This window comes from Halovenus halobia (genome assembly GCF_051414135.1).
Taxonomy (GTDB): domain Archaea; phylum Halobacteriota; class Halobacteria; order Halobacteriales; family Haloarculaceae; genus Halovenus; species Halovenus halobia.
The window spans coordinates 1-16,653 of sequence record NZ_JBLKOA010000001.1 but is presented as its reverse complement, the minus strand read 5'-3'; the positions used below and the strand labels follow the sequence as shown (position 1 = coordinate 16,653).

Genomic DNA, 16,653 nt, shown 5'->3' with positions numbered 1-16,653 from the left:
GTCTTGGGCCGGGAGACGGTATCGAATTAGTCGTCAAATTCGACGCCAGTGACCTCGAAGCGAGCGCCGCCGTCGGAGCCATCAGTCACACTGATCGACCAGCCGTGTGCGTTGGCGACTTGGTTTACAATCGAGAGTCCGAATCCAGTCCCGTCCTCCACGGTCGAATATCCGGGCTCGAAGACCTCTTCGCGGTGCTTCTCGGGGATACCCCGGCCATCATCTTCGATGTAAAACCCGTCCGCCAGTTCACCGACAGTAACTGTCACCTCCGACCCGCCGTGCTCGACGGCATTCCAGAAGAGATTCTCGAAGAGTTGGCTCACTCGGCTCCGGTCGCCACGAATCGTCCGCTCGATATCAGTCATCACCGTCCCGTTGCCAGTTTCGACGTTCCGCCAGCAATCTGCAATGAGTTCAGAAATATCGATTGGGACCACCTCGTCAATCTGGTCACCGCTGCGTGCGAGTCGTAGCAGGTCATCGAGCAGTTCTTCCATCCGGTCGAGTGCACCGACCGCGTCGTCGAGATGCGGACTGTCACACTCGCTCTGTGCAAGTTCTGTCCGCGCGCTCGCGACGTTCAGTGGATTTCGCAGGTCGTGAGAGACGACACTCGTGAACTCTTCGAGGCGCTGTTTTTCCTGTTCAAGCTCTTCTTCGCGTTGTTTGCGCTCGTCGATATCGAGATGGATTCCCACTGCGCGAACCGGCTCACCCGCGTCGTCCCGGTTAACAACCTGCCCAATGTCACGAATCCACTTCCAGTCGCCGTCCGCCGTTCGCAGTCGGTGCTCGTTGTCGTAGTACTCCGTTTCGCCATCGATGTGCACCTGTAACGTCGCCATCGCGTCGTCGATATCGTCCGGGTGAATACGGTCTTCCCACGCGTCGAGGCTGGAGTCGATTTCGTCAAGTGTGTAGCCGAGCATCTCCGCCCATCTCTCGTTGAACTGCACCTCGTCAGTCCGCATGTCCCAGTCCCAGACGCCAAGATTTGCGCCTTCGACTGCGAGTTCGAGACGCGCTGTCGTTTCTTCGAGGCGTTTCCGTCGCTGTTCGCGCTCGGTAACGTCCCGGACGGTACAGACGAGGTCATCGCTGTCGGTCAGAGAGAGCGTATGTGTCTTCATGAACGTTGTTCCGTCCGCACGGACGCCTCTCGTCTTCTCCTGCCAGTGGCCTGTTTCCCTCACTGCCGGGAGCACTTCTTCGTGCCCTCGCTGGACATCATCGTCAGGGTAAACGAGTTCCCAGTGTTCGCCAACGATTTCCTCGGGCTCGTATCCATAGAGGTCAGCGTACTGTTGGTTGACGTAGCTGAAATGTTCGTCCTGGAGGATGGCAATCCCCTCCTGTGCAGACTCGATAGCTTCGAGGTTGCGCTGGTGCTCACGCTGGGCAGTGAATGCTTCGACAGCGTTGCGAACCCGATTCGCGAGCACAGCATACTGACTCGTACTGGATTCTTTCTGCAGGTAGTCAGTGACGCCTGCCGAGATAGCGTCGCTGGCAACTGCTTCGGAGCCCTTGCCGGTGAATAGAATAAACGGAAGGTCAGGGTGGTCCTCTCGAACGGTTTCGAGAAAATCGATCCCGTTCTGGCCGGGCATGTCGTAGTCAGAGATAATGCAGTCGACGTGGTTGGCCGCGAGATAATCGAGGCCTTCACTCGCGCTGGTCGCAGTCTCGACGGCAAACTGCTCGTATTCGCGTTCAAGAAACGTCCCAGCCAGGTCTGCAAAGTCAGGCTCGTCGTCCACGTGGAGTATGTGAATCGTGTCTGAGAGCAGTGTCATTGTGAGACCGGTTCTCTAATTGTAGTTAATCCAGTTACATAAGTATTCAATGCCAGCTACCTGAAAATGAGTACACTGGCAGTGTGCGTCGCTACCAGTCGCTCACCCGTCAACTGGCTCGAACCGGTAGCCACTCCAGGACTGGCTCTCTGTTGCCCGAATACTTACCGCCGGGTCGCGGAGTTGCTCGACGAAGACCGGTTCGACCGTGTCACCAACTTCGACATCGTGAGTTGTGCCACCAATGACACGGACGGTCCGCTCTTGGACCCCAAACTCTACGATGGCGAGCGGATTTGGCTCGCGCACGCCAGTTGGAGACGCGCCGACAGTCGTCCACGTGACGACCTCCCCAGTCCGGTCCGACAGGTCAAGGGTGCCAGTCTGTTCCGCTCCGCACTCGGGACAGCGAGCGTGGCCGGGATAGGTCAGATGGCCGTCCGGACACTCGTGAGCGAGCAGTTCGTCGTCGGTCATGCTCCCCTCTCGAAGATTGCCGTGGTCACACAGTTGCCAAAGCCACCGACGTTACAGGTGAGTCCACGGTCGGCGGCGACCTGACGCTTCCCTGCCCGGCCGAGCAGTTGATCGTACACTTCGACTGCCTGTGCAACACCAGTCCCCCCGAGAGGATGGCCACGGGCTTTCAACCCACCAGAGGTGTTGACGGGCAACGCACCGTCGCGGGTCGTCTTGCCCTCGGCAGCGAAGCGCCACCCCTCTCCGCGGTCAGCAAATCCGAGTGCTTCCAACTCCAGCGGTTCCAGAAGCGTCACCATATCGTGAAGCTCCATTACGTCGATATCTTTGGGTTCGCAGTCGGCCATCTCGAAGGCCTGTTGCCCGCTCTCGGCGACAGCACCCATCCACGTTGGGTCCTCGCGCTCGTGAACGACGTGGGTGTCGCTCGCGCCCGCCACACCACTCAGTTCGACGTAATCGTCGGTGTACTGCTCGGCGACCGAAACCGGACAGAACAGCAAGGCAGAGCTGCCGTCTGTCACCGGACAGTAGTCGTACAGCCTGAGTGGGTCAGCAACGACTGGACTGGAGAGTGCATCGTCGACGGTGATTTCCTTGTGGAACTGGGCGTTCGGGTTGTCGAGGGCGTTATCGTGGTTCTTCACGGCCACCTCAGCCAGACTTTCTCTGGGCACATCGTAGCGGTCGAGATACGCCCGGGCAGTCAACCCCGCAAAGGAGGGCAGCGTCACGCCGTGGCTGTACTCGACAGGATGAGTGAGCGAGGCGATGATGTCCGAGGAGTCGCCGGTGGTGGTGTGTGTCATCTTCTCGCCGCCGACGAGGAGTGTCATCTCGCTGGCACCGGAGGCGATTGACTGCCAGGCGGCGTATAGTCCTGCACCGCCAGAGGCAGATGTCTGGCCGACACGCTGTGCGTAGGCTGGCGTCGCACCGATATCAGCCACGAGCGCGTTCATCACGCCGGTTCGGCCCTCGAACTCACCGCTGGCCATATTCGAGACATACACGTGGTCAAGCGCGTCTGGGTGCACGTCTGCGTCATCAAGACAGTCGAGTGCGGCCTCGGCGAGTAACTCCTGTATCCAGGCGTCGCGCTCGCCAAAGGGCGTCATCGAGGCACTGAGTACTGCAACGTCCATACCCCACCTGCTCACCCCGGGATTGTGTCGGTTTCGGTGGCTGGGAGCCAGCGCAATCGACAGATACTTTTGGTTTGCCTAAAAAGTAGCAGTAACACGAGTGTCCCGTTGAAATGCAGCTTCTCGGGCCCCTCAATCTGTGAGTATGTCAGGACAAAAACTCGATGAGCGTGTTCGGACCGACGAGCCAGAACTAGGGTGGGAGACAGAACACGAGGTAGAAACAGAAGAGAGCGTTCTGGAAATCGACGGGCTCACGCGAGAGTACGGCATCGAGACGGCCGTCGAAGAGCTCTCGCTGTCTGTCGGCCAGGGTGAGTTGCTGACGCTACTCGGTCCCTCGGGCTGTGGAAAGACAACCACGCTGCGGATGATTGCCGGACTGGAACAACCAACCAGCGGCGAGATTACAATCGACGGAACGCAAGTCGCCAGCGGCACCGAAATAGTCCCGCCAGAGGAGCGAAACGTCGGCCTCGTTTTCCAGGAGTTCGCGCTGTTCCCACATCTGACCGTCGCCGAGAACATCACCTTCGGAATCGACAACTGGGAGACCGAGCGCCAAGAGAAGCGACTCGACGAACTGCTCGCGCTCGTCGACCTCGAAGCCCACCGCGAGAAGTACCCCGAAGCGCTGTCGGGCGGTCAACAGCAGCGCGTCGCGCTTGCTCGTTCGCTGGCCCCGGAGCCGGATATTCTGCTGCTCGACGAGCCATTCTCGAATCTCGACGTGCGACTGCGGATCGAGATGCGACAGGAAGTCCGACGCATTCTCAAAGAAGCCGGCGTGACTGCAATCTCGGTCACCCACGACCAGGAGGAAGCACTCTCTATCTCGGACCGCGTTGCAATCATTAACGACGGTCAGTTAGAGCAAATCGGCAAGCCCGAACTGGTCTTCGAGAATCCGGAATCACGCTTCGTTGCGAGTTTCCTCGGTCGGGCGAGTTTCCTCACGGGCCGGGTTCGCGGTGAGACTGTCGACACCGAAATTGGTGCGTTCGAAATCTCACAGCTCAACGGCCCCGTCGACGCGTACGACGGCGCGGAAATCGACGTGCTCGTGCGCCCGGACGACCTCGAAGCGACGCCAGTTGCCGACGCGGCCGCAGACGGGAAAATCGTCCACCGCCAGTACAACGGACCAAACTTCGTCTACGGCGTCGAACTCAACAGCGGGTCGCGACTGCGCTGTCTGCACAACCACGTCCAGACCTTCGAGTACGGCCAGCCAGTGAGTGTCTCGATTACCGCCGACCACGGACTCGCGTGGTATCCGGCAGAATAGCCGCGAAACCGATATCTAAAACACCGTCCTCCACACAGAGGAAATATGGTCACAGCCAGCGCTCCCGGCAAGGTGTATCTCTTTGGGGAGCACGCAGTCGTCTACGGCGAACCAGCAGTGCCGTGTGCGATTGAACTGCGGGCAGAAGTCACCGTCACGGAACGGAGCGAGGGGTTGCGCGTGCAGGCGAACGACCTCTCACTCGACGGATTCACTGTCGAGTACGACGGCGACGCCTCCGGACGGCCCGACATCGACGTGGCTGACTCGCTCGTCGAGGCCGCAATGGGCTACGTCAACGAGGCAATTGCACAGGTCGAGGACGCTGCTGGCGTCGACGGCAGCGGATTCGAGGTCCAGATTGACAGCGAAATTCCCCTCGGCGCGGGCCTGGGTTCCTCGGCAGCAGTCGCCGTGGCAGCCATCGAGGCCGGCACACGCGAACTCGGCGTCGAACTCCCGCCCGAGGAGATTGCTGAACGGGCATACGAGGTCGAAAACGCAGTCCAGGACGGTCAGGCCTCTCGTGCAGACACGTTCTGCTCGGCGATGGGTGGTGCAGTCCGCGTGGAAGGGGACGATTGCCGACAGATTGGGACACCAGACCTCCCCTTCGTCATCGGCTACGACGGCGGTGCGGGCGATACCGGCGCACTCGTTGCCGGCGTCCGGGCGTTACGCGAGGAGTACGATTTTGCGGCAGACACGGTCGAAGCGATTGGCGACATTGTCCGCCGAGGTGAGGACGCGCTGGCCGATGGTGACCTCGAGGAACTCGGCCAGTTGATGAATTTCAATCACGGCCTGCTTTCAGCGCTTGGCGTCTCCTCACGGTCGCTCGACGCGATGGTCTGGGCGGCCAGAGATGGGGGTTCCCACGGCGCGAAGCTGACCGGTGCTGGCGGTGGCGGCTGTATCGTCGCACTGGATGGCTCGCCGGAGACCATCACCGCACTGGAGTACACGCCCGGCTGCGAGGAGGCACTGCGAGCCGAACTCGACGGCGAAGGTGTTCGCGTGGAGGAGCAGTCGTGACGACGATTCTCAAACTCGGCGGCAGCGTCATCACCGACAAAGACGAGCCAGAAACAGTCGACGAGGACGCGCTCGCGGCGGCAGCCGAACAGATCGGCGAGTTCGTCGCTGAGGGCGGCGAGATAGTCGTCGTCCACGGCGGGGGCAGTTTCGGCCACCACCACGCCGCCGAACACGGCGTCTCCCGCACCGACGGGAGCCACGACGGGGCGGGCCTGCTCGCAATTCACCGGGCGATGGGACGGCTGAACGACGCAGTGCTCGACGCGCTCGCAGAATCGGGTGTCGACCCGCTCCCAGTTGCGCCGCTCGCTGCTGGCTTCCGTGACGCAGATGGGAACGTACGTCTCGCTGACGGTAGCGTCCGGACAATGCTCGAAGAAGGGCTCGTGCCGGTATTGAACGGCGACGTTATCGCCTCTGCCGGGGAGGGCGGGACAATCATCAGTGGAGATACGGTCGTCGTCGCGCTGGCGGCGTCACTGGACGCCGACCGGATTGGATTGTGCTCGACAGTCCCCGGCGTGCTGGACGCACAGGGAGACGCGATTGCAGAAATTGACTCCTTCGAGTCGGTGGCGGACGTGCTTGGCGGCAGCGAGTCGACAGATGTCACCGGCGGGATGGCGGGGAAAGTTCGGAGTCTGCTCGGGCTGGAGACACCAGCCTCGATTTTTGACCCCGAGAGCCTCGGTGAGTTTCTCGACACCGGAACCGCGGGCACCGTCGTCAGGTAGGCAACGAGTCCTCCCCGCAGAGGTGGTCAGCCGGCGGCGGCAAAAACTATTCGCGGATGTCGGTCTGCCGAAATGCATTTACGGGATTCAGACGTTGCCCACGATATGGCTACGACATCGTTTTCCGAGAGTTTCAAATACGGGATTCGGCTGTTCGGTCTCTTCGTCCTCATCTTGCTGTTCGGTGGCGGCGCGCTCGCCGGCGGTGCTGCCCTCGCTGTCCCAGAGATTCAGGCGTGGCGCGGAACGGGGGCCGCAGAGACACCATACATCGCTGGTGGACTCGTCCTCGCCGTGCTGGGCTTCAGTATCCTCGTCAGTGGGCAGTTTGGGCTCATCTACAAGCTGATTGCCGACGGTGTCTCGCACGGGAACGCCGACCCAGCCGTTGAGGTCACCGCCGGTCCGGCGGAATCCGAGGAGAGTGAAACAGAGGCCGACGAACAGAGCGAAAAACCGGCCGAGGAGCAACCAGGTGCTGCCGACGCGCCCGAGACTGAGCCACCACAGCAGCCAGAGCCACCCGCAGAGAACCAGCCCGCTCAGCAAGCGGAGCCACAGGCCGAGCACGAACAGGCCCAACAGGAACCTGCTAGCGCCCAGCCACAGGACCAACAGCCCACACAGCCAGCCCAACAACAGCCACAGGCTGAAGCCAGCCCAGAGGGCGGCCGTGAGCAGACTGCCGAGGAGATCGTCTTCGGGAGTGCGGACGACGAGCCACCAGCAGACGAGGACGACGAGTCGACTGGCGGGTTCGAGTTCGAGGACGAACCCGACGAACAGGCCCCTGAAGACGTCGAAACCGCCGGAAGTCCGAATTCTGATCCGCTAGCTGATAATATCGACGACGAGTAACGAACACCCAACCGACGTTCTTTTTACCCTCGCCGTGCGAGTATTCCGTATCCGAGCGAACGGTCGCCACGGGAGAAGCGGGCGACCGGCGCACCGCCACTGACGACGGCGCTGGCCTCGTGGCCGCGCCGTCCGACGGCGGTCGACCGACAGTGTCGGGACCACGGACCGGCTGATTAGTTGGCCGTGTTTGTGGTCGCCGGTCCGCCCGAGCGTGGCGATCGCCTCGGCGTGATCACAATGGAAATCGAAATTGCGACAATTGGCGGATACGAAGAGGTTGGACGACAGATGACGGCGGTACGTGCGGGCGATGACGTCGTCGTTTTTGACATGGGTCTCAACCTCTCGAAGGTACTGATCCACGACAACGTGGAAACGGAGCGGATGCACTCACTGGACCTCATCGATATGGGTGCCATCCCGGACGACCGAATCATGTCCGAACTCGAAGGTGACGTGAAAGCCATCGTGCCGACACACGGCCACCTCGACCACATCGGCGCTATCTCGAAACTCGCACACCGATACGACGCACCGATTGTGGCGACGCCCTTTACGATCGAACTCGTCAAACAGCAGATTCAGGGTGAAGAGAAGTTCGGCGTCCAGAACGACCTCGTGAAGATGGACCCCGGCGAGACGATGTCGATTGGCGACAAGAACGAACTCGAATTCGTCAACGTCACCCACTCGATTATCGACGCCATCAACCCAGTGCTTCACACGCCGGAAGGGGCAATCGTCTACGGCCTCGACAAACGGATGGACCACACGCCGGTCATCGGCGACCCAATCGACATGGAGCGATTCCGCGAGATTGGCCGCGAGGGCGAGGGTGTCCTCTGTTACATCGAGGACTGTACGAATGCCGGCAAGAAGGGCCGAACGCCCTCGGAGTCGGTCGCTCGTCGCCACCTCGAAGACGTGATGCACAGCATCGAGGACTACGACGGCGGTATCGTCGCAACGACGTTCTCCTCACACATCGCCCGTGTGAAGTCACTCGTCGAGTTTGCCGACGACATTGGCCGCCAGCCGGTGCTGCTGGGTCGGTCGATGGAGAAGTACTCCGGGACCGCAGAACGACTCGACTTCGTCGACTTCCCAGAGGACCTGGGGATGTACGGTCACCGAAAGTCCGTCGACCGGACGTTCAAGCGGATCATGAACGAAGGCAAGGAGAACTTCCTGCCAATCGTCACCGGCCACCAGGGCGAACCGCGCGCGATGCTCACCCGAATGGGCCGTGGCGAGACGCCGTACGAACTCGACGACGGTGACAAGGTCATCTTCTCGGCGCGGGTCATCCCCGAACCGACCAACGAGGGCCAGCGCTACCAGTCCGAGAAACTGCTCGGCATGCAGGGCGCACGTATCTACGACGATATCCACGTCTCGGGTCACCTGAACAAGGAGGGCCACTACGAGATGCTCGACGCGCTGCAGCCACAGAACGTCATCCCAGCCCACCAGGATATGAGCGGCTTTGCCGACTACGTCAACCTGGCGGAGAATCAGGGCTACAAGGTGGGTCGTGACCTGCACGTCACCCGGAACGGCAACCTGATCACGCTGGTCGAGTAACAATGTCCCGCCAGCAGGCAGTCGAAACCGCACTCGAACGGCGACGGCGACTGGTCAACGACGCCATCGTCGAGGACCTGCCGATTGAGGAGCCGCAACGCCTCTACGAGGCCTCACGGTACCTTCTGGAAGCCGGCGGCAAGCGACTCCGGCCGACCATCCTCTTGTTGGCCGCCGAGGCGCTCGCCGACGTCGAACCACAGTCCGAAGGCTACCGGGCGTTCCCAACCGCCGACGGTAACGAGCTAGATGTCATGGCTGCCGCAGTCAGCATCGAGATCATCCAGTCGTTCACGCTGATTCACGACGACATCATGGATGACGACGATATGCGCCGCGGCGTCCCGGCAGTCCATCGAGAGTACGACCTTTCGACGGCGATTCTGGCTGGTGACACGCTCTACTCCAAAGCCTTCGAGAACATGCTCGGTACTGGCGCGCCGGCCGAGCGCTCCGTGCGGGCGCTGTCAGAACTGGCAACGACCTGTACGGAAATCTGTGAAGGACAGTCGCTGGACATCGAGTTCGAGAAGCGGGCGGCGGTCACGCCCGACGAGTATCTCGGGATGGTCGAACTGAAGACGGCAGTGCTGTACGCCGCAGCAGCGAGTATTCCAGCAGTGTTGCTCGGCTACGACGACGCCGTCGACCCACTCCACAGCTACGGACTCGACGTGGGTCGTGCCTTCCAGATTCAGGACGACCTACTCGACCTTACGACGCCCACGGAGAAACTCGGCAAACAGCGCGGCAGCGACCTCGTCGAAGGCAAGCGAACGATTATTACCGTCCACGCCCGCGACCACGGCATCGACGTGGACAATCTCGTACCGTCGGATACCGTCGAAGAGGTGACTGAGGCCGAAATCGACGAGGCTGTCGCAAAACTCGAATCTGTCGGCAGCATCGAGTACGCTCGCTCGACTGCACAGGAACTGGTCGACAGCGGCAAGTCACACCTGGATACACTCCCGGACAACGAAGCGCACAATCTGCTCGACGATATCGCCGACTATCTCATCGAGCGGGAGTACTAAGTCGGTCAGAACGGCGTGGGCCCTGGGACGTCGATGCCGAAAGCGGCGAGCAGCCAGAGAATTCCCAGGACGACGGCCGCGATGATAATTAGTCGCCACGCAAGTTCTAGCGCGACCCGCAGGATGACGAGCACGAGCAGTATCGCGACCAGCGCCAGGAGTAGCGTCACCGGCGACCCAGCGAACGGAAGGGCAAGCATACGTCTCGATACAGGTCAACAGGCAAAGACGTTTGTGGCTGTTGTGTGTCTGGCTCCGAAACGCGACGGCGCTGTTCTTTATCGAGCGGCAAAAACGACGACCTGTGAGCCTCCGCGTCGTCGCGAAAAAAGAGGTGCTGGACGCCCACCGCTCGCACACCCTCGCAGCGACGACAGCACTGTTCGTTGTCTGGGCAGGTTTTCTGGCGGCCATACAGTGGGTGCCGACGTTTTTCCGTGACAGTGAACTCTCGACGAGTACGCTCGCGACGATGAACAGTATGCAGCAGTCGGCGGTGTTTTTCGTCCCGTTGATCGGGCTACTGCTGGGCCACGCCGCAATCGTCGACGACCGGGAAACTGGGAGCTTCAAACTCGTGTTGAGCCTTCCGCATAGAGTTCGTGGGCCTGCTCAATCCATCGACGGCCTTCCCCTACGCCGCCCGCGCGCTCGTCCCCGAGTTCGCAGAGATAACGCTCCTTCCGGAGCCAAGTGCAGTCTATCTCCAGAACTGGATTTGTTTCGTCGTGCTCGCGGCCTGGCTCGTCGTGTCGCTCAGTGGTGGCTATCTCCGGTTCGCCCGACGTGACCTCGGCTGACCGAGCCGACACCAAAAAGGCCGCCGCCGGCCAAGGTCGGGTATGGATTTCCAGGAGACGACGGAGTTGGCGGCGGCGCTGCCGGAGACGCTGGGGCCGCTGGTCGCCGACATCGACGGGACGCTCACTGACGACCAGCGGGCACTTGACCCCCGCGTGATGCCCGTCCTCCGTGGCTGGCCTGCACCGGTGATTGTGGCGACCGGCAAGGCAATGCCCTATCCAGTTGCGCTCTGTGAGTTTCTCGGCCTCGACGTGTGTGTTATCGCCGAGAACGGCGGTGTTGGGCTGGCTGGCAGAGAGGGTAGTCTCCGGTTCACTGGCGACCGCGAGGCGGCGACGGCGGTGGTCGAACAGTACCGCGAGCAGGGATACAGTCTCGGCTGGGGCGAAACAGACCTCGTGAATCGATGGCGTGAAACCGAGATTGCGGTCAGCCGCGAGTCGCCGCTCGAACCGCTCGAAGCGATTGCTTCGGAACACGGCCTCACAGTCGTCGATACGGGCTACGCGTATCACGTGAAATCGCCCGAGCAGAGCAAGGGCCGTGCACTGGAAGTCCTCGCCGAGGACCTCGACATCACGCCGACAGAGTGTCTGGCAATCGGGGACTCGGTCAACGATGTCTCGACATTCGAGGTTGCAGGGACGAGCGTTGCTGTCGGTAACGCCGACAAAGAAGCGAAATCGGCTGCCGACTACGTGACAACCGCGTCCTTTGGTGATGGCTTTCTCGAAGCAGTGGCGTGGCTCGCCGACAGGGAGCCGGAAGCTTAAGAGCGATACCGACCCAAGGGCAGGTAATGCCGGTTCCGGAACTCGACGAGCGCGCCCGGTCGTGTGCGAGTCGGCTGTTGGACAGTGACCGCGTACTGCTGGCCTCTCACATCGACGCCGACGGCCTGACCAGCGCCGCAATCGCCTCGCGGGCGCTCGAACGAGCAGGCCTCGACCACGAAGTCGTCTTCAAGAACCAACTGGACGAAACCGAAATTGCGAGCATCGCCGCACGGGAGTTCGAAACAGTTCTCTTTACCGACTTCGGGAGCGGGCAACTCGACGACATTTCCCGTCACGAGGCGGCCGGTGATTTCGTGCCAATCATTGCAGACCACCACCAGCCAGCCGACGCCGAGACCGAATACCACCTGAACCCGCTGCTCGAAGGGATCGACGGCGCGTCGGAACTCTCCGGAGCGGGTGCGAGCTATCTGCTTGCGCGGGCACTGGCCGAGGAAGGCGACCAGGAAGAAGACAATCGTGACCTGGCCGCGCTGGCGGTTGTCGGCGCAGTCGGAGATATGCAGGCCGTCGACGGGGAACTCGTCGGCGCGAACCGAACGCTCGTTGAGGAGGGTAGCGACGCCGGCGTGCTCGAGGAGAAACAGGACATCGCTATTTATGGCAAACAGACCCGCCCGCTGCCGAAACTGCTCGAGTATGCGACCGACGTTCGGATTCCGGGAATTACGAACAACGAACAGGGTGCAGTTGCCTTTCTCGAAGAGCTATCCGTCGACCTGAAGACACCCGACGGTGACGACGAGTGGCGGCGGTGGGTCGACCTGAACGACGACGAGAAACAGACGGTCGTCAGCGCACTGCTCCAGCGAGCGCTCGAACGCGGCGTCCCACCTGGGAAGGCCGAGCGACTGGTTGGAACGACCTACACCCTGACCGACGAGCAACCGGGGACCAGTCTGCGCGACGCCAGTGAGTTCTCGACGCTGTTGAACGCAACTGCCCGCTACGAACGGGCGGATGTGGGGCTCGCGGTCTGTCTCGGTGACCGAAACGAAGCCTTCGAGCAGGCGAGACGGCTGCTCGAAACCCATCGCCGAAACCTCTCGGAAGGACTCGAACAGGTCAAAGAGCAGGGCGTCGAGACGGTCGGGACTCTGCAGTATTTCGACGCTGGCGACGACATCCGCGAGACGATTGTCGGGATTGTCGCAGGGATGGCACTGGGTGTCGACGGCGTCGACGGAAGCAGCCCAATTATTGCCTTCGCCCGCAAGAACGAGGAGGAACTGAAGGTCTCAGCGCGGGGCACCGGCCGCCTTGTGGGACAGGGATTGGACCTCTCCGCAGTGATGGGTGAGGCCTCACGTGCGGTCGGCGGCGACGGCGGCGGCCACGATATCGCCGCCGGCGCGACGATACCCGACGACAAAAAGGAGGAATTTGTCGACCGGGCTGACGACCTCATCGCAACACAGGTCGGGTAGCGCAGAGACAGAAACAGTAAGGATTTGCCCGTCGACTGCCAAGGTCTGGTAATGGCCGATTTCGACCCCGAGAAATTCGAGGACAAGTACGAGCATTACTTCCCCGAACTCCAGCGAGCGTACAAGAGTGCCTTCGAGACGATGAACGACCAGTACGATTCAGAGCTGATCCACGCTATCGACCAGCACGTACTGGCCGAGAGCGAGCCGTTCTACGAGGGCGACGGCGAGTTCCGAATCGAGCTGCCAGACGACATCGAGGGCCGACTGTCGGGCGTCCTCGTCGACGAAGAGAAGCTTTCGACAATTATGGAGCGGTACGAACAGGAGATCGAGTCCGAACTGCGGACGGTGTTCGGCCTCGTTGAGTGAACGTGTGAGACCCAAAGCCTAAGCCCAACCAATACGTACCAGAGAATACAATGAGTACTGAGACTGAGAACCAGGACCCCGACGACGAACTCCGCGAGCGGATCACCAACTTCCTGCGCCGAAACTTCCCGCAGATCCAGATGCACGGCGGCAGTGCAGCGATCCAGGATCTGAACCGAGAGGAAGGGACCGTATCGATTCAGCTTGGCGGCGCCTGTTCAGGCTGTGGGATTTCCCCAATGACGATTCAGGCGATCAAGACCCGAATGACCAAAGAGATTCCCGAAATCGAGAAAGTCCACGCCGATACCGGCGCGGGCGGCAACGAAGGGATGGCTGGCGGTGCAGGCGGCATGGAGCCGTCCTTCCCGGGCGAAGGCACGGGCGACGCTGACAGCGACGAAGGACCTGACGCGCCGTTCTGATCTGAGCGCTTTTTCTGAGTTTTTTGCCCTCAGTTAGCGAAGGCCACACTCGCGCTCCCAGCCACGGAGCAGTGCTGTGAGCGTCTCGTTAACCGGGACTGCCGTCTCCTCGCCAGCCGTCTCGGCAACGTAGCCGTTGATGGCGTCGACTTCAGTCCGCTTCTCCGCGAGGATATCCTGGTGCATCGAAGAAGTGTTCTGTGCCGTTGCGTCGGCGACGTGTCGGGTCTGTTCGACGGCGTACTCGGAGGACAGATCGACACCCTCCTGTCTGGCGACACGTGCCGCCTCTCTGGCAGCCTGGTCGGCGACTGTTCCCGCCGGACCATCGAGAAGCGCACCGTTGGGAACGCGAGCGAGCGCTGTCGTTGCGTTGATTCCGGCGTTGACCGCCAGTTTCGTCCAGAGTCGGTGTGGCATCGTCGTCGAGTATTCTGTGACGAGGTCAGCCGTCTGGAACGCCTCGACAGCCCGGCGAGCGAGTGTGGACTCGCCGCCCTCGGGTGCGCCGATTTCGATGTCACCGATTCCAGTGCACTCGACTGTTCCTGCGTCGCCGCGGCGAGCACCGTACGTGCAGGTGCCAGCCAGTACGTCAGCGTCGAGTCGGTCGGCGAGTGTCACCTCGTTGCCCAGCCCGTTCTGGAGGGAGAGGACAGCGTCGAGTGAGCACTCCGCGAGGGCGTCGGCGGCAGTCGGCGTGTCGAAGCTTTTGACCGTCACGACGGCGAGGTCGGCGGTGTCTGGTGGCGTGGTGTCGGCCCGAGGGTAGGTGGTCGTCTCGATGGCACCGCTGACTCGGAGGCCATCGCGTTCGATTACGGAGACGTGGGGCTCGCGGCCGACCAGTGTCACGCCGTGGGACCGGGCGAGGACGCCGCCGACCAGCGTGCCGAGACTGCCCGCGCCGAACACACAGATATCCATCGGCTGACCATCGGTGAGCCACACTCATAGTGGTTGTCGTAAGGGGCGTGACGGTCTGGCTACTTCCCGTGGAGTAAAAAAACCGAAAAGCGGGAAGTAGACCTGACCTCAGTAGCTGGAGTTCTTCGAGCGGAGTCGCTCGATTCGCTTCTCCGTCGGCGGGTGCGTCGAGAAGATTTTCTGGAGGAAACTGCCGCTGGAGCCGAAGATACAGAGTGCGTTGACGGTATCTTCGCCTTTCATTTCCTTGCCCTGTGCACCGGAGCTAATCTTCTCGAGTGCGCGAGCCATCGCGTCGGGATTGCGAGTGTACGTGGCTGCGTCGTTGTCGGCGACGTACTCCCGGTATCGTGAGATTGCCATCACGAAGATCATCACGATCATCTGCGCGATAGTGCCCAGAATCATCCCGGCGAAGTAGGTCGCGATATTTCGCTCCCCGCCGAGGATGTACGCCCACTGGACGACGATACCGACCATCGACGCGATAGACTGGCCGAGCACCATGATGACGACGTCGCGGTTCTTGATGTGGGAGAGTTCGTGGGCGATAACGCCCTCGAGTTCGTCGTGGTCGAGCAACTGGATGATTTCCTTCGAGATAACCACGACGCCAGCACCCTTGCGGCCGACCGCGAAGGCGTTTGGAACGCCCATCTCGGCGACCATCAGCCGTGGCTTGTCGATATCCATCTCGCGGCAGAGCTGTTCTGTCGACTGCTGGATGCGAGCGTAGTCGTATCTGCCGTTGCTCTGTTCGGGCATATCTTCCGCGTCCACGCTGCGCAGCGCCATCCACTTCCCGAACTTGTACTGGAAGCCGACGAAGCCGACGCTACCGAGCAACAGGAGGGCGAGGACGGTCGTTCCGGTACCGAACGTCCACATAACTGCTGCGGCCAGCGCCGCATAGAAGCCAAACAAGATGCTTCCTGCGAGCGCCATCCGCAGTTTGAGTCCGTTGTGTCCTACCATCGTCCATTACTTCGGGATGAAGCGTAAAAAGGTGAGCGTTCGTGTGAGTGGTGACCACACGTACGGAACAACCCGACGGAGCGACGGTTTCTGTCGCGTTTTCGCTGGCCGCGCGCCGGATTCTGGTAGTTGCCAGTTTTGTCTCGCTTACTCCGCTGTTGTCTCGAAATACAGGTGTCGGTGCCGGCGACAGCCGGGGTTGAACGAGGCACCACAGTGTGGGCACTGGTCGTCGCCGTCAAGATATGCCCGCGCAGTGAGTGTCTCCCGACAGACCCCACACAGGACCGCTGGCTCGTCGAATCGCGAGCGCGGCCACACTTCGGCGTCGTGGTCGGCGGTAGCGGCGTGGCACTCGAAACAAGGGTAGTACGTCTCACAGCAGCGAAACCGGAGCGCAACGACATCCACCGGCGAGTCCCAGTGTTCGCACTGCGTCTCCGAGTCAACGGCCACGCCGCGCAACGGGACGACGAAGCGGTCGTCCGTGCCCGACGCTGTGGTCTGTCTGGGCATTGTCAGTTGTTTGCTATGGGGTGAACAAGCGGTAATAGTATTACGTTTCCACTGTATAAGTCGAAAAAGTGCCAATTTCCATATCCCAAGCGACATTCATTTTGATTACATTAACGTTCATATTATCAGCGAGCGATTTTGTCTTAACCCATCTTAAGAATCCTCGATCTGATGTCGTGTTTAGTGCTGAAGTTGCACCTCCATCAAATACTAAGTCTACAAGGGGAGGCGAAGTCCAGATGGAGCTTTATTTTAGAGTTCAGAATCGAGGAGATGATATCGGATATATTATGAGTGCAAGTATAGACCAATTTGAGTTCTATAATCGGTACTTCCCAACCGACGTGAGCAGCGGAACTGAAGCGTCGCTCTGATTGAGGAAGACGTCCGGTTCAGAAGTGTGTTAAAGCTCCCTGAACCGGACGGTGTTCTTTCGGCAGCAGA

Annotated in this window: 18 protein-coding genes and 1 pseudogene; 12 read left to right on the top strand and 7 right to left on the bottom strand. The window is 60.9% G+C overall.

The features are described 5' to 3' along the window. Positions 1-26 precede the first annotated feature (26 nt). The 3 genes from ACMGFM_RS00095 to ACMGFM_RS00085 form a co-directional block, all read right to left on the bottom strand. The gene (locus ACMGFM_RS00095; RefSeq protein WP_436900228.1) at positions 27-1,799 is read right to left on the bottom strand and encodes a PAS domain-containing sensor histidine kinase; all 1,773 of its coding nucleotides are present in this window, start codon (positions 1,797-1,799) and stop codon (positions 27-29) included. A gap of 102 nt (positions 1,800-1,901) precedes the next feature. After that, a complete protein-coding gene (locus ACMGFM_RS00090) occupies positions 1,902-2,276 on the bottom strand; it encodes a Zn-ribbon domain-containing OB-fold protein (protein WP_436900227.1) in 375 nt (124 codons plus the stop codon). Then, complete coding sequence (locus ACMGFM_RS00085; RefSeq protein ID WP_436900226.1) at positions 2,273-3,424, bottom strand: thiolase family protein; 1,152 nt, start codon at positions 3,422-3,424, stop codon at positions 2,273-2,275. Before ACMGFM_RS00085 ends, ACMGFM_RS00090 begins: the two co-directional genes overlap by 4 nt. Before the next feature lie 145 nt (positions 3,425-3,569). Here ACMGFM_RS00085 and ACMGFM_RS00080 point away from each other — a divergent pair, with 145 nt between their 5' ends. From ACMGFM_RS00080 to idsA3, 6 genes are all read left to right on the top strand, one after another. After that, positions 3,570-4,712, top strand: coding sequence for an ABC transporter ATP-binding protein (locus tag ACMGFM_RS00080; RefSeq protein WP_436900225.1), 1,143 nt, complete (start codon positions 3,570-3,572; stop codon positions 4,710-4,712). A gap of 45 nt (positions 4,713-4,757) precedes the next feature. Then, positions 4,758-5,747, top strand: a complete 990-nt coding sequence (mvk, locus tag ACMGFM_RS00075) for a mevalonate kinase (protein WP_436900224.1) — start codon at positions 4,758-4,760, stop codon at positions 5,745-5,747. Next, complete coding sequence (locus ACMGFM_RS00070; RefSeq protein ID WP_436900223.1) at positions 5,744-6,484, top strand: isopentenyl phosphate kinase; 741 nt, start codon at positions 5,744-5,746, stop codon at positions 6,482-6,484. Before mvk ends, ACMGFM_RS00070 begins: the two co-directional genes overlap by 4 nt. A gap of 105 nt (positions 6,485-6,589) precedes the next feature. Next, on the top strand, positions 6,590-7,342 hold the full coding sequence (locus ACMGFM_RS00065; protein ID WP_436900222.1) for a hypothetical protein: 753 nt from the start codon (positions 6,590-6,592) through the stop codon (positions 7,340-7,342). 240 nt (positions 7,343-7,582) lie between these two features. Continuing rightward, on the top strand, positions 7,583-8,929 hold the full coding sequence (locus tag ACMGFM_RS00060) for an RNase J family beta-CASP ribonuclease (protein ID WP_436900221.1): 1,347 nt from the start codon (positions 7,583-7,585) through the stop codon (positions 8,927-8,929). Between the two features lie 2 nt (positions 8,930-8,931). After that, entirely contained in the window at positions 8,932-9,966 is a 1,035-nt protein-coding gene (gene idsA3 / locus ACMGFM_RS00055; protein ID WP_436900220.1) for a geranylfarnesyl diphosphate synthase, read from the top strand. 5 nt (positions 9,967-9,971) lie between these two features. On the opposite strand, the gene ACMGFM_RS00050 is transcribed toward idsA3, so the two are convergent. After that, positions 9,972-10,166 (bottom strand): DUF8029 family protein, encoded by a 195-nt coding sequence (locus ACMGFM_RS00050; protein WP_436900219.1) that lies wholly within the window; start codon positions 10,164-10,166, stop codon positions 9,972-9,974. 104 nt (positions 10,167-10,270) lie between these two features. On the opposite strand from ACMGFM_RS00050, the pseudogene ACMGFM_RS00045 reads away from it, so the two are divergent. From ACMGFM_RS00045 to ACMGFM_RS00020, 6 genes and pseudogenes are all read left to right on the top strand, one after another. Then, a pseudogene (locus ACMGFM_RS00045) lies at positions 10,271-10,504 on the top strand (ABC transporter permease); the annotation flags it as partial. A 64-nt stretch (positions 10,505-10,568) separates the two neighbouring features. Then, positions 10,569-10,766: a hypothetical protein gene (locus tag ACMGFM_RS00040; RefSeq protein ID WP_436901744.1), complete on the top strand. Its 198-nt coding sequence runs from the start codon at positions 10,569-10,571 to the stop codon at positions 10,764-10,766. Positions 10,767-10,808: 42 nt separating this feature from the next. Then, positions 10,809-11,543 carry a phosphoglycolate phosphatase gene (locus ACMGFM_RS00035; RefSeq protein ID WP_436900218.1) on the top strand — a complete coding sequence of 245 codons (735 nt, stop codon included), beginning with the start codon at positions 10,809-10,811 and terminating at the stop codon, positions 11,541-11,543. A gap of 26 nt (positions 11,544-11,569) precedes the next feature. After that, the gene (gene recJ, locus ACMGFM_RS00030; RefSeq protein ID WP_436900217.1) at positions 11,570-12,994 is read left to right on the top strand and encodes a RecJ family nuclease; all 1,425 of its coding nucleotides are present in this window, start codon (positions 11,570-11,572) and stop codon (positions 12,992-12,994) included. Positions 12,995-13,045: 51 nt separating this feature from the next. Beyond that, complete coding sequence (locus ACMGFM_RS00025) at positions 13,046-13,366, top strand: DUF5783 family protein (RefSeq protein ID WP_436900216.1); 321 nt, start codon at positions 13,046-13,048, stop codon at positions 13,364-13,366. 50 nt (positions 13,367-13,416) lie between these two features. Continuing rightward, on the top strand, positions 13,417-13,791 hold the full coding sequence (locus ACMGFM_RS00020; RefSeq protein ID WP_436900215.1) for a NifU family protein: 375 nt from the start codon (positions 13,417-13,419) through the stop codon (positions 13,789-13,791). A 33-nt stretch (positions 13,792-13,824) separates the two neighbouring features. On the opposite strand, the gene ACMGFM_RS00015 is transcribed toward ACMGFM_RS00020, so the two are convergent. The 3 genes from ACMGFM_RS00015 to ACMGFM_RS00005 all read right to left on the bottom strand — a co-directional run bounded on the left by ACMGFM_RS00015 (position 13,825) and on the right by ACMGFM_RS00005 (position 16,209). Next, positions 13,825-14,718 (bottom strand): ketopantoate reductase family protein, encoded by an 894-nt coding sequence (locus ACMGFM_RS00015; RefSeq protein WP_436900214.1) that lies wholly within the window; start codon positions 14,716-14,718, stop codon positions 13,825-13,827. 108 nt (positions 14,719-14,826) lie between these two features. After that, on the bottom strand, positions 14,827-15,693 hold the full coding sequence (locus tag ACMGFM_RS00010) for a M48 family metallopeptidase (protein ID WP_436900212.1): 867 nt from the start codon (positions 15,691-15,693) through the stop codon (positions 14,827-14,829). Between the two features lie 147 nt (positions 15,694-15,840). Next, positions 15,841-16,209: a CHY zinc finger protein gene (locus ACMGFM_RS00005; protein ID WP_436900211.1), complete on the bottom strand. Its 369-nt coding sequence runs from the start codon at positions 16,207-16,209 to the stop codon at positions 15,841-15,843. Positions 16,210-16,653 lie beyond the last annotated feature (444 nt).